The organism is Intrasporangium mesophilum, from assembly GCF_054783095.1.
Map to the genome: position 1 here is coordinate 275611 of NZ_BAAGRF010000004.1, position 13083 is coordinate 288693.

Sequence of the window (13083 nt, forward strand, 5' to 3'; positions counted from 1 at the left end):
CTCGGAGAGCGCCTAGCGCACCACGCGGTAGTCCACGAGAAGGTGGCCACTCGCTGAGGCGGTGCACCGGATCGTCTCGAGCCGGATAGCAGGCAAGCCGTCGAACAGTCTCTTCCCGCTCCCGACGATCGTCGGCGCGACAACGAGCCTGAGCTCGTCGACCACGCCGGCAGCGAGCAACGCCTGAGTGACCGAGATGCTGGCGTGGACGCCGATATCGCCGCCCGGCTGAGCCTTGAGGTGCCGCACGAAGTCGACCAGCTCGCCCTCGATCACGTGCGAGTTGGCCCACTCGACTTCGAGCGGTGTCGACGTTGCGACATATTTCGGGACGGCGTTGATGAAGGACGCGAAGGGCTGGATCTCACTGCTTGGCCAGAACCCAGCCCACTCGTCGTAGCTGCGGCGCCCGAGGATGACCGCGTCCTGGGTGGCGATGAGATCGGCGCCGCTGGCATCAGTCTCGTCATCCCAGGCAGTGAGGAACGTGTCCGGAGCCTCCGCCACCCCATCGAGAGACAGGAAATAGCCTGCGACGACCTTGCGGGCAGCCGTGCCGTCCTCGGCGGCGGTGTCCGAGCGGGCCTCGAGAGACATGGCTGGGCTCCTTCCGTGCATTGACGTTGCTGCACACAGTATGTCGAGCCGCGGCCCGCAATCAGCCTCTCGCTGTATGCCGTTCGGCTGCGTGGCTCAGCCCAGCGCAGCGACGCGCACGAGCAAGCCGACCAGCCAGGGCACCAGGTAGGGCGCGTCAGGTTCAAGGCTCCCCGGCCCCGCTCGGCTGTGCCCTCGGTCACCGACTCGCACTCACCCGCTGACCGGCGGGACCTGCAGTCCGGGGGGAGGGGCGCCGTGCTCACGGCGGTACCACGCGGCATACCCGGCCACGGCTGTCGGCAGGGTCGGGAAGATCAGGTCCGCCCCCACCTTGTCGATGAAGCCGGCGGCGTCCAGCGGCACCCTCATGTCTTCCTTGACGCGAGCCATCGCGAACCGAATCCCCCTGTCCGTCAGAGCGGTCCGCAGGGTGTCCAGCGCATCGACCGCCGTCAGGTCGACCTCGGTGTTGGCCTCGGCGTTGAGCAGGAACCACTCCACCGGGCCGCGCCCCTGCGCGGCATCGGCAGCCCGGAGGGCGCGCGTGACGAAGTCGTCGGAGTTCGCGAAGAACAGCGGCGAGTCGTACCGGTAGACGATGAGACCCGGCACCTGCACGGCGTCCGGGTAGTCGTCGATGTCGTGCATCCCCGCGACGTTCGGCACGTACCCGAGCACGCCGTCGTGCGGGTGGACGATGCGGCGCAGCAGGTCGAGCAGCGACAAGCCGATCGCGACGCCGATGCCGGGTAGCACCCCGACGAGGAGCACCGAAGCCGTGGTGGCAACCGAGAGCACCAGCTCGCTTCGCCGGAAACGCGCGATCCGACGCAGCTCGGCGACGTCGACCAGGCGCAGCGCGGCATACACGACGACACCGCCCAGGGCGGCCGCGGGGAACAAGGCGATGAGCGGCCCGAGCCAGAGCAGGGTCGCGATCACCAGCACGAGCGACACGAGCGAGTGCAGCTGGGTCCGGCTGCCGAGGCTGTCGGCGATGACCGTGCGACTTCCGCTCGAGCTGATCGGGAAGCCCTGCACCAGTCCGGCGCCGACATTCGCCGCGCCGAGTGCGAGGAACTCCTGGTCGCTGTCGATGCTCTCGTGGCGACGGGCGCCGAACGCCCGGCCGGTCAGGACGTTGTCGGAGTACGCGACGACGGCGACGCCGAGTGCCGCGGGGAGCAGCTGCCACACGTCGACGCCCTCGAGATGCGGGATGTGGATGCTCGGCAGCCCTTGCGGGACGGGCCCGACGACGTCGATCCCTTCGGACTCGTCGAGCCCGAAGACGTGCACGACGAGCGTGGCCGCCAGCATCACGATGAGCGGTCCTGGCCAGTGCGGAGCGGCGCGCTGGAACACGAGCAACGCTGCCACGACGGCGAGCCCGAGCACCAGGGTCGGCACCTCGACATCCCCCAGGTGCGTGAGGAAGTATCGCACCTCCTGGATGAACGACTCTCCTTGGACCGTGAGCCCGGTGACCTTGCCGAGCTGACTGACGATCATGAGGGCCGCGATGCCGGCCATGTAGCCAACGAGGACGGGTTTGGAGAGCAGGTCGGCAAGGAAGCCGAGACGCAGCAGGAAGCCGGCGATGCAGACGAGCCCGACGGCGATGGCGAGCAGCGCGGCGACCTCTTGCCGCATGGCCACGCCTCCGGCCGCGGTAACGAGAGCGCCCACGCCCGCTGCGGTCATCAGGGCGGTGGTCGACTCCGGGCCGACCGACAGCAGCCGCGACGAACCGAGGAAGGCGTAGACGAGCAGGCCCGGCCCGACCGCCCACAGGCCCGCGACGGCAGGAAGTCCCGCCACCTCGGCGTAGGCCAGCACCTGCGGGACGAGGTAGGCCGACACGGTGATGCCGCCGAGCACGTCACCCCGGAGCCAGGCCCGCTCATAACGCCGGAGCACGGCGACCCCGGGCAGCAGCCGCTCCCAGCGGGTGGGTCCCGCTGGGCCGCCCGTCGGCGGGCTTGTCGACTGCGGTGTCGTCACGCGACGAAGGTACTGTCGCCGTCCTGTCTCGCGCTGCTCAAACGGCGCCTATGGCTGCCACTGCGTCCGCAACGGACTCGACGACAGGCACACCGCTCGGCACCGGAGGCCGCCGGACGACGACGACCGGGACATCGAGGTCGGTGGCAGCGGCGAGCTTCGCCTCGGTGAGGGCGCCGCCGGAGTCCTTCGTGACCAGCACGTCGACCCGCCGGCTCACGAGCAGCTCGCGCTCAGCGACGTACTCATAGGGCCCGCGGGCGCGCAGCACCTCCCAGGTCGCCGGGACGGTCCACTCCGGCGGGTCGACGACGCGGGCCAGCACATACCGGTCGTCCCACCGCGCGAACGCCTCGAGCTGTTGCCGCCCGGTCGTGAGGAAGGGCCGTATGCCGTGTGCCTCGGCCGCTTCGCGGGCGCGGTCGACGTCGTCGACCCACACGAACGAGCCCGTTCGCGGATGACGCTCCCAGCCGGGTCGCTGGAGCCGGACCAAAGGCACTCCTGCGAGGGCGCTGGCACGGACCGCGTTGGCCGTGATGCGTGCAGCGAACGGGTGTGTCGCGTCGACAATCGCCGAAAAGCCTTCGCGCCCAATGTATTCCGCCAGCGCCTCGACGCCACCGAACCCTCCGGTGCGGACCTCGCCCACCGGCAGCGCTGGGGCGCTCACACGGCCCGCGAGGCTCGACACGACATGGTCACCTCTTGCGTCGAGGGCGGCAGCGAGCGCTCGCGCCTCGCCGGTGCCGCCCAGGACGAGGACCCTCACGCGGGCACCCGCAGTCGTCGCGACATCTCGCCGACCGCGACGGCGATCGAGTGTCCGAGGTGGATGCCCTGGTCGACGGCGCTCTGCTGGCTGCCGCCGAGCCCGATGACGATCTCCGGGTGGCTGGTGGCGATGGCCCCGACGATCGCGCGCGCCCCGGGGACGTCGCTCTCGCGTGGCACCGCCATGACGACCCCTGCGGCGTGGCGGCGCTCGACCGCTCGGATCCAGTCGGTGGCCGGCAGGTCGGCCCCGACGTAGACGGTGGTGAAGCCGGCTCGGCGGGCGGCCACCGCGAAGGCGAGCAGCCCGAGCTCGTGACGCGCTCCGGGTGGGAGTCCGACGAGCAGAGTTGGCCCGTCGGTGCGGCCGGATGCCGCCTCGTACGCGGCCGCGAGACGGCGCTGGACGGCATACGACACGAGGTGCTCCCCCGCGACGGTGAGGCGCCCGCGCGCCCACTCCTCGCCGACGAGCTTGAGAGTCGGCAGCAGCCAGTCGTCGACGACGTGCTCGAAGGTCCCGAGTGCGAAGCGAGCATCGAGAACCGCTGTGGCAGAAGCGGCGTCGAGCCGTTCAGCCGCCCTCACAAACGCCTCGGCGTCCTCCGAGCGATGCACGAGTGGTGTGGGGTGATGCGTCGACGGGCGTCCACCCCGGGAGCGATCCGTGGCCCGGCGGCGCGCCGCCTCGAGACCGCCATCCTGGTGCTCGTGCACCGAAAGCTGCCGCAGGGTCTCGGTCGCGGCCTCGCGCGCCGACCAGCCTTCATTGACAAGGGAGTTCATGATCGCAAGTGCGCGCACGTCGTCGGTGGCGTACAGGCGGTAGCCGCCCTCGGAGCGCTGCGGGTGGACGATGCCGTAGCGGCGCTCCCACGCGCGCAGCGTGGGCACGCTGATGCCCGTCAGCTCCGCGGCGCGCTTGATGGTGTACACCCGCTCGACCCGCTCCTCACGGTATGCATTCGACCTCAGGTCATCGTGTCACGCGCAGGCCTCGGCAGGCGGCCAAACCCTCGACGCAACCTTTGACAGACATTGGACACCCTTCTAGCGTTGGACAAAGGTTGGACACGCTCAGCACGACGCCATCGATGGGAGGCCTGGGTGACACGACAGACTCGTGCCCGGCTCGGCCGGCGCTCGACCGCAGCCGTCGTCGGCGGCGGGATCTCGGGGCTCACCGCCGCTTACGTCCTCGCCGCGAGCCACGACGTCACGCTGTTCGAGGCGGACCCGCGCCTCGGTGGCCACGCCCACACTCACACGGTCGCCGGCGCCAACGCCCCGCTGCGCATCGACAGCGGGTTCATCGTCCACAACGAGCGCACCTACCCACACCTGCTCCGGTTGTTCCGGGAGCTCGACGTGCCGACCCAGCCCACCGAGATGAGCATGAGCATCACCTGCGACGGCTGCGGCCTGTCGTATGCCGGTGGGCGTGGTGTCGGCGGGATCCTCGCCCAGCCCCGCCGGCTGGCCGACCCGCGCTTCGCTCGGCTCCTCCGAGAGGTGCCTCGCTTCCACCGCGCGGCGCGCCGCCTCCTGGACGACCACGACGGCGACGACGGCGACGATCCGAGTTTGCGTGATTTCCTTGCGGGACAGGGCTTCTCGCGCTTCTTCGTACGACACTTCGCGATGCCGCTGGTGTCCTGCGTGTGGTCGTGCGGCGAGCTCGACGCGTCCGCCTACCCGGCGCGGCACCTCTTCACTTTCCTGAGCCACCACGGGATGCTCTCGATCGGCGGGTCGCCTCAGTGGCGCACGGTCACGGGAGGCTCCGCGACGTACGTCGATCGGCTGGCCGCCCAGCTCCCCGCGGTGCGCACCGACAGCAGGGTGACCGCGCTCACCCGCCACGACGACGGCGTCGACCTCATGGTCGACGACGCCTCGTGCCCCGGGGGCGCGACGACGTTCGACCGGGTGGTGGTGGCGACCCATGCCGACCAGGCGCTCGACCTGCTGGCCGACGCGACGCCCGAGGAGAAGCACGACCTGGGAGCAGTCTCGTACTCCCGCAACACGACCTGGCTCCATCGCGACACGTCGGTCCTGCCCCGGGACCGCCGTGCGAGGGCTTCGTGGAACGTCCGCCTGAGCACCTGCGACGCGCCTTCACGCGACGTCGCCGTGACGTACTGGATGAACCGGCTGCACACCCTCGACGACGCAGACGACCACCTCGTCACGCTCAACCCCGGCGGGCAGGTCGACGAGTCGACGGTAACCGCCCGAATGACGTACGAGCACCCGGTCTTCACGCGGGCTGCGGTGGAGGCGGCGGCCCGGCTGCGCGTCGCCGGTGGGAGCCGACTGGCGTTCGCGGGCGCCTATCTGGGCTGGGGGTTCCACGAAGACGGCTGCCGATCGGGCGTCGAGGCCGCTGCATCGTTCGGGGTGCGCTGGTGAGCGCGTCCTACACCCCGCCGCCCCTCCCGGCGCTCGTCGAGGGCACCGTGACGCATGTGCGTGCCACGCCGGTCCACCACCCGTTCTCCGACCACCACTACCAATGGCTCGTGGACATCGACGATCTCCCTCGGTTCCGCTGGCCCACAAGCGTGTTCGCCAGGTTCAGCCCGCGTGACCATCTCGACAGCGGTCGGCTCGGCGGCGGCATCCGCGGCGACGTCGAGCGCTTCCTGGAGCGCCGCGGCGTCGCCCTGGCACCCGGCGACCGTGTCCTGATGCTCGCCAACGCTCGGGTGCTCGGCTACACCTTCGACCCGCTGACGGTCTTCTGGTGCCTCCGTCCCGACGGCACCCTCGTCGCCGCGGTCTTCGAGGTGCACAACACGTACGGCGAGCGCCACGCGTACCTCCTCGACGTGGATGTCTCCGGCGCCGCAACCGTCGAGAAGGCCTTCTACGTCTCACCGTTCAACGACCTCAGCGGGACGTATGCCGTCCGCCTCCTCCTCGACGAACACGCCGTCGGCGTGTGGGTGCGGCTCGACCGCGACGGCAGTCGCGTGCTCACCGCAAGCACCTACGGCCGGCCACTGCCGGCCACACCCCGAAACCTGATGCGGCTCGTCCGACGTCACGGCCCGATGACCCAGCGCGTCACCGCGCTGATCCGGGCGCACGGCATACGGCTGTGGCTGCGCCGGCTTCCGGTGGTGCCGCGCCCCAGCCACCCGGAGGAGGCTGTCCGATGACTACCGTCCCGTCGAACCTCGCGCGGCCGATCTGCCTCAGACGGCCTTCGCTGCGGCCCTTCTGCCTGCGCGCGGCCGTCGCGCGCCACCTCGTGACGCTGGCTGCCCGTCGGGTGCCGGTCGACATCGCCCTCCCGGATGGCACGCTGCTCGGCGGCGAGACTCGCACAGCTGGCCGCCCCCTGCTCGAGATCGTCCGTCCTGCAATGTTCTTCGAGCGGGTCGCGCACTCGCCGAAGATCGGCATCGGCGAGGGGTACATGGCCGGAGACTGGCGCGCGGGCGACGGCACCGACCTGGCCGACCTCCTGCTGCCCTTCGCCGAGCGGGTCGCGACCGCGCTGCCGCCGTGGCTGCTGGCCCTGCGCTCCGTGGCCGACCGCGCCATTCCCGACTCCCAGCGCAACTCACCCTCCGGTTCGCGCCGCAACATCGAGGCGCACTACGACCTCTCCAACGACCTCTTCGCGACGTTCCTCGACGAGACGATGACCTACAGCTCGGCCCTGTTCGACCGCGCGCCCGGGGCGCCGCCGGTCAGCGAGCAGCCACTCGCCACGGCCCAGCGGCGAAAGGTCGGGGCCATCCTCGACACCGCGGGTGTCACCGCGGGCACCCGGCTGCTCGAGATCGGCACCGGCTGGGGGGAGCTTGCGGTCGAGGCCGCCGGGCGAGGTGCGAGCGTGACGACGGTGACCCTCTCCACCGAGCAGGCGGCCTTCGCCCGGCACAGGGTCGCAACGGCGGGCCTCAGCGGCCTCGTCGACGTCCGGGTGCAGGACTACCGCGAGGTGCAGGGCCGCTACGACGCGATCGTCAGCGTCGAGATGGTGGAGGCGGTGGGCGAGGAGTTCTGGCCGACCTACTTCGCCGTGCTCGACGAGCGCCTCGCCCCCGGTGGGGTCGTCGCGATCCAGTCGATCCTCATGTCGCACGAGCGGTACCTCGCGACGCGCGGGTCCTACGGGTGGATCCAGAAGCACATTTTCCCCGGCGGGCTCATCCCCAGCCGGCGGGCGATCGACGACGTGACGGCGGCCCACACGACGCTGAGGGTGACCTCGGCAAACGCCTTCGGGCCCGACTACGCCACGACCCTGAGGCGCTGGCGCGAGGCTTTCGCCGAAGCGTGGCCGCACGTGCGCGCCCTCGGCTTCGACGAGACGTTCTGCCGCATGTGGGAGCTCTACCTGGCGTACTCGGAGGCCGGGTTCGCGTCCGGCTACCTCGCCGTCGCCCAGCTTCGCCTCGAGCGGCCCCGAGAGACGACCCCGGGCCGGTGAGCAGAGGGACCACGACCCCGGGACGCCGGGTCGCCATCCTGTGGTTCCGGCGCGACCTGCGGCTCGGTGACCACCCGGCCCTGCTGGCGGCCGCCGAGGCCGCCCAGGCCGTCCTGCCGCTGTTCGTCCTGGATCCGAGGCTGCTGGACCGCACGAGTCCCAGGTCTCGACGGCAACTCGCCTCCGTCGCCGCACTGGGCAAGGACCTCGGCGGTGCCTTGGTCGTCCGCAGAGGTGACCCCAGCGAGGTGGTGCCGCGGCTGGCCGCCGAGGTCGGCGCCGCCGAGGTCCATGTCACGCGCGAGACGGCGCCCTACGGGCGACGTCGGGACGAAGCCGTCGCCACGTTGCTTGCAGCACAGGGCTGCCGGCTCGTGGCGACAGGCACCCCGTATGCCGTCGGGCCGGGGACGGTCGTCACGCGCGGCGGGACCCCGTTCCAAGTCTTCACACCCTTCGCTCGGGCCTGGCGTGAGCACGGCAGGCCGGCGCCGGCCCCACGCCCGGGACGTGTGTCGTGGTTCCGGGGTCGGGTCGAGGGCGATGCGTTCCTGCCGGAGGCCGGCGATGGGATCGGCGAGGCGGACGCGCTGAAGCGGTGGCGGGCGTTCCTCGAGACCGGACTGACGGCATACGACCGGGAGCGTGACCGGCCCGACCTCGACTCGACGAGCCGTCTGTCAGTGCCGCTCACGTGCGGCGAGCTCCACCCTCGCACCCTCCTGGCCGACATCGACGCCCACCCGGATGCGCGGTCGCCCGGCGCGCGACGTTTCGTGACCGAGCTGGTGTGGCGCGAGTTCTACGCCGACATGCTATGGCACCGACCCGAGTCCGCTTGGCACGACTGGCGATCCGACCTGTCGCGGCTCCATTACGACACCGGCCCGGACGTCGTGCGGCTGGTCGACGCGTGGCGCGGCGGTCGCACCGGGTACCCCTTCGTCGACGCCGGGATGCGTCAGCTCGGCTCCGAGGGGTGGATGCACAACCGCCTCCGGATGGTCACGGCGAGCTTCCTCACCAAGGACCTTCACGTGTGGTGGCCGGTCGGCGCTCGGCACTTCCTGGACCGCCTGGTCGACGGGGACCTCGCGTCGAACAACCACGGGTGGCAGTGGGTCGCGGGCACCGGCACAGACGCGGCGCCCTACTTCCGCGTGTTCAACCCGGTGACGCAAGGCCGGACCTTCGACCCGGACGGCGACTACGTCCGTCGATGGGTGCCCGAGCTCGCCCATCTGCCCGGCCCGGCCGTGCACGAGCCGTGGAGGCATCCGGACGGGTACGCGAACGGGTACCCCGAGCGGGTCGTCGACCACGACGCCGAGCGCCGCGAGGCCCTCGCCCGCTACCGCGCCGCCCGCGTGACCAGGTGACCTCCGGATCGCTCAGGGAGTATCGCGAAGGCTAGCGAAAACGCTAGACGGGTGGTGCTCCTGTGACTGAGCGCTCACTCGACCAGAGGGGTGTGGCCCGCCCCGACCCCCCACAACCACCCCCGGTCGAGTGGGCGCTCGGTCCCATCCGCCCCATCCGCCACATCCATCCGCCACATGACGGGTGGTGCTCCTGTGAGGGAGCGCCCACTCGACCAGGGGGGTGTGGCCCGCCCCGACCCCGCCACAACCACCCCCCGGTCGAGTGGGCGCTCGGTCCCATCCGCCCCATGACGCGTGGCGGTCATGACGCGTGCAGTGCCCCTGCGACAGGGCGCTCACTCGACGGGGTCGGCGAGCCAAGACTGCCGGAGCTATGTGTTGTTCCGGTTGCCACAATTCGGTCAATTATGGCTAGCGCTGTTTGACGCCGCTGCTGTTCCGAACGTGGAAGTCCCTTGCGTAGTCGCCAAAGGCATCGTAGGTTCGACCCGCGATGGGCCAAGGGCCCGAACCACGAGAGGAGACGGTGTGAAGATCTCGACGAGGACGCTGGCCGGGCGACGGCAACTCGACGATGTCGTACACCGCCTGGACCAACGTCTGACCCATGACGGAAGGCGCTAGGGTCGGTCGCCCCGTTCGGGTGCTGAGCTGGGTCCTGCTCACAGTTGTACTGGCAGCGAGCTGCTCGCCGTCCCGGGAGGGCGAGCCCTCATCTGACGACCCGGTGTTCGCAGGCCTGGACCGGGGCGTCGTGCTGGAGGTGCTGGCCTCACCCGCTGCGCGGTCACGTGTGCAAGGCGACGATGCGGAGACCGCAAGTGCGCGCTACCAGAACATGGTCCGCAACTTCGTTGCGTGCCGAAGCGCACTCGCTGTCTACCAAGCATGGATCCGCGGTGGCGTGGCGCCGAAGTTTCCGCGCCAGCCACAACCCGACCACCCAGCTGCCACCGCGCGGGACATGGACAGCGACATCGCCCAGTTCGTCAAGGAGGCCACCAGCGGCGACATCACACTGCTGCGTGAGGAGCTCACCAGCGACTCAGGTTGCGGCGCCTGGATCCCCGCGCGGACTGGCGACGCCAACGGTCCGACGATCGCAGACGTCGTCAGGGGCAAGGGGTGAGGAAGGGGAGGTCGGCCGCTCCGTTCGCGGTGCTTGCCGCCACGACGATGTGCATCATGCTGTCCGCATGCACGGCCGGCAACGCGACGCCGCAGGTGCCGACCCCGACTCAGCGTGACTCGAGCAGCAGCCCCGTCGAACTCGCTGTGACGCGGAGCGCCTTCCAGGTGGTGTACCGCCTGGAAGGCGCCACGCAGGCCTCGTCCGAGGTAGGGATCGACGTCCCAACCGGACTGTCGCTCATCGCGTCCGCTCGACCCGGCCAACAGGTGGCGCCGGGCGACGCTGTGGGTCTCCTTCGGGTTGCCCCGGGCGTGAGGCACGAGCTCGAGGCGACAACCGCGCGCGGGACGGTGGCGTCATCCCGTCTCCAGGCTCTCGAAGCACGCCAGGGCACCGTCCGGGCCGGGGTTCGTGGAACCTTCTCGCAGCACCCTGACGGCCAGCCAGGCATCCGCAGCCTCGGGCTGGATGCGACGGTGGCGCTCGCCCCGCTCCAGGAGCTGCGCTACCGGGGACTCACCTTCGTGGGCGAGGTCAGTGTGGAAACGGTTCTCGGCCAGCGCCGTGCTCCGTGTAGGGCCGTCTGGGTCGAGTCGTCGAAGCCCGACCCGACAGCCTCCGGCGACGGTAGTCGAAGCACGGTGCACTGCCGCTTGCCAGATGACGTCGAGTCGGTCCCCGGGCTGCCGGTGACGCTCACCCTGACGTCCCCCGAGCGCAAAGGAGTGGTCGCCCTCCCCTCCATCTACGTCGGCCTGGACAGCGGCGGCGACAACTACGTCGTCCGGGTCAAGAGCGACACGGCGTGGGTCGATCGGCCCGTGATCGTGGGCGCGACCGATGGGGTGCGACGCGTCATCGCCTCGGGCCTGGAGCCCGGCGACATCGTGCAACCCGCGCCTTCGTGACCAACCAGCCTGCCGCCGTGGTGCTGGACGAGGTGAGCGTCGAGTTCGGCTCTCGCCACGACATCTCCCGGGCACTTCGCTCCGTGTCCCTGACAGTGCCCGCAGCATCATCGACGGCGATCGTTGGCCGGTCTGGCTCAGGCAAGTCGACCCTTGTCTCGGTGATCGCGCTGCTGAGGAGGCCGACCTCGGGCCGGGTGACGGTGTCGGGAAGGCCCACCGCGGCCCTTGGTGACACTCAGCTCGCCCGCCTGCGGGCGCAGTTCGTCGGGACGGTCTTCCAGAGCTTCCACCTGGACTCTGCGATGACGGCGGCGGAGAACGTCATGCTGCCGTGGTACTTCGGCGGACGTGCGTCACGAAGAGAGGCACGTGAACGCGCCGCCTTTCTCCTCGACTGTCTGGAGATCGGCGAGCTCGCCTCGCGACGCCCCACCGAGATGTCCGGCGGTCAACGGCAAAGGGTCGCGATCGCTCGCGCGTTGTTTCCTGAGCCACGACTCCTCATCGCCGACGAGCCCACCGGCAACCTCGACGAGCGGACAGCAGAGGTCATCGGCGACCAGATCTTCTCGCTGCCTGCCCTTCTGGGCACAGCGGTGGTCGTGGTCACGCATGACGCAGGGATTGCGGCCCGCGCCTCGCGACAGCTGCACCTCTCAGGGGGCGAGCTATGCCCAGCATGAAGCCACGCTGGTCCCTCACTCGCCTGGGTCGAATGGCCCTGGCGTCCAACTGGCATGCAAAGGTGAGGTTCACCCTGCTGACGGTGCTCATCGCCATTGGCGTCCTGGTGTTCCTCACGGTCGCCGAGCTGTCACGCGCCTCCTCGGAGAGCCTCCACGACGCCATCGACAGCGACCTCGGCGCCGCGGGCACCTACCGGATCGAACCAGCGCCACAGCTGGGCCTCTCGAGGCCTGAGCTGGTCGACAAGATCGGTCGTGCGGTCGGCAGCCTGAGCTCCCAGCCGATGTCTGTCATCGACGCGCTCCCGCCCGTCCGACCGGAGTGTCCCCCCTTCGACACCCTTGGCGACCTCGCCACGTTTGTGATCCGCGATGCGGACGGCACTCCGAAAGCGCTCGACGCGATCAGCTCCCCCACACAGGCAGACCTGTGCCTGGCCGGCCTGACGGTCCCGCGTGCCGCGCTGCGAGGCACCACCGAGGAGGAGGCCCGGACCTTCGGCGCGGGCCTCGTGCTCGCGCCGGCCTACGAACACCTCGTCGGCCTGACCTCCACGGCGCCCACCCGCACACTCGTCGTCATCACGACAGGGCGCGTGGACGACCTGGGCGACGAGATCCTCACCGACCTGCGCGGCGCGCTGAGCGACGACGCGAGGCGCGCAGGGATCCCTGACGAGAGCACCGTCACCGTCAGCCGAGTCGACTCGGGATCGCAGGTGCGGACCGCGTCTGACGGGATCGCGCTGGTATACCTCCTCATCGGATGGGGTGTCCTGCTGATCAGCGGGCTCGGCATCCTCGTGGCCGAGCTCATCGTGCTCCGGGACCGGACGTGGTTCCTCGGGCTGGCCCGAGCCGTCGGCGCGCGGCGGCAGGACATCGCGGTTCTCGTGCTCAGCGACATCGCGCTGGTGCTGGTCGCGGGTTTTGGCGCGGCGGTGCTCGTCGCCCTCGGCACAGGGCCGATCGTCGAGTCATTCGGTCAGCGGTCTTTCGGCACCCCGTTGGTTCTCCTGCGGTGGGAGGTGACGCCGCGGCTCGTGGCCGGAGCAGCCCTCATGCTCGCCCTCGGGGGCGCCTACCCAGCCTGGCGCGCGACTCGGCTCGACCCACTGGAGGTGCTGGAGCGGCGTTGAGCTGG

The 13083-nt window shown here is 70.5% G+C and carries 12 protein-coding genes; 8 read left to right on the plus strand and 4 right to left on the minus strand.

The features are described from left to right. Positions 1 to 12: 12 nt before the first annotated feature. The 4 genes from ACYVLP_RS04645 to ACYVLP_RS04660 form a co-directional block, all read right to left on the minus strand. On the minus strand, positions 13 to 597 hold the full coding sequence (locus tag ACYVLP_RS04645; RefSeq protein ID WP_460626167.1) for a dihydrofolate reductase family protein: 585 nt from the start codon (positions 595 to 597) through the stop codon (positions 13 to 15). A 213-nt stretch (positions 598 to 810) separates the two neighbouring features. After that, on the minus strand, positions 811 to 2604 hold the full coding sequence (locus ACYVLP_RS04650) for a SulP family inorganic anion transporter (protein ID WP_460626168.1): 1794 nt from the start codon (positions 2602 to 2604) through the stop codon (positions 811 to 813). A 37-nt stretch (positions 2605 to 2641) separates the two neighbouring features. Then, positions 2642 to 3376 (minus strand): cobalt-precorrin-6A reductase, encoded by a 735-nt coding sequence (locus tag ACYVLP_RS04655; protein ID WP_460626169.1) that lies wholly within the window; start codon positions 3374 to 3376, stop codon positions 2642 to 2644. After that, positions 3373 to 4314 carry a MerR family transcriptional regulator gene (locus tag ACYVLP_RS04660; protein WP_460626170.1) on the minus strand — a complete coding sequence of 314 codons (942 nt, stop codon included), beginning with the start codon at positions 4312 to 4314 and terminating at the stop codon, positions 3373 to 3375. Before ACYVLP_RS04660 ends, ACYVLP_RS04655 begins: the two co-directional genes overlap by 4 nt. A gap of 171 nt (positions 4315 to 4485) precedes the next feature. Between ACYVLP_RS04660 and ACYVLP_RS04665 the strand changes: the two genes are divergently transcribed. The 8 genes from ACYVLP_RS04665 (at position 4486) to ACYVLP_RS04700 (ending at position 13078) form a co-directional block, all read left to right on the plus strand. Next, a complete protein-coding gene (locus ACYVLP_RS04665; protein ID WP_460626171.1) occupies positions 4486 to 5793 on the plus strand; it encodes an NAD(P)/FAD-dependent oxidoreductase in 1308 nt (435 codons plus the stop codon). Further along, the gene (locus ACYVLP_RS04670) at positions 5790 to 6545 is read left to right on the plus strand and encodes a DUF1365 domain-containing protein (protein ID WP_460626172.1); all 756 of its coding nucleotides are present in this window, start codon (positions 5790 to 5792) and stop codon (positions 6543 to 6545) included. The genes ACYVLP_RS04665 and ACYVLP_RS04670 overlap by 4 nt, the downstream gene beginning before the upstream one ends. Further along, positions 6542 to 7828 (plus strand): class I SAM-dependent methyltransferase, encoded by a 1287-nt coding sequence (locus ACYVLP_RS04675; protein ID WP_460626173.1) that lies wholly within the window; start codon positions 6542 to 6544, stop codon positions 7826 to 7828. The genes ACYVLP_RS04670 and ACYVLP_RS04675 overlap by 4 nt, the downstream gene beginning before the upstream one ends. Beyond that, complete coding sequence (locus tag ACYVLP_RS04680; RefSeq protein ID WP_460626174.1) at positions 7825 to 9207, plus strand: cryptochrome/photolyase family protein; 1383 nt, start codon at positions 7825 to 7827, stop codon at positions 9205 to 9207. The genes ACYVLP_RS04675 and ACYVLP_RS04680 overlap by 4 nt, the downstream gene beginning before the upstream one ends. Before the next feature lie 967 nt (positions 9208 to 10174). Next, a complete protein-coding gene (locus ACYVLP_RS04685) occupies positions 10175 to 10339 on the plus strand; it encodes a hypothetical protein (RefSeq protein ID WP_460626175.1) in 165 nt (54 codons plus the stop codon). A gap of 56 nt (positions 10340 to 10395) precedes the next feature. Then, positions 10396 to 11250 (plus strand): hypothetical protein, encoded by an 855-nt coding sequence (locus ACYVLP_RS04690; protein ID WP_460626176.1) that lies wholly within the window; start codon positions 10396 to 10398, stop codon positions 11248 to 11250. Then, positions 11247 to 11936, plus strand: a complete 690-nt coding sequence (locus ACYVLP_RS04695; RefSeq protein ID WP_460626177.1) for an ABC transporter ATP-binding protein — start codon at positions 11247 to 11249, stop codon at positions 11934 to 11936. Before ACYVLP_RS04690 ends, ACYVLP_RS04695 begins: the two co-directional genes overlap by 4 nt. Before the next feature lie 62 nt (positions 11937 to 11998). After that, the gene (locus ACYVLP_RS04700) at positions 11999 to 13078 is read left to right on the plus strand and encodes an ABC transporter permease (protein ID WP_460626178.1); all 1080 of its coding nucleotides are present in this window, start codon (positions 11999 to 12001) and stop codon (positions 13076 to 13078) included. Positions 13079 to 13083 lie beyond the last annotated feature (5 nt).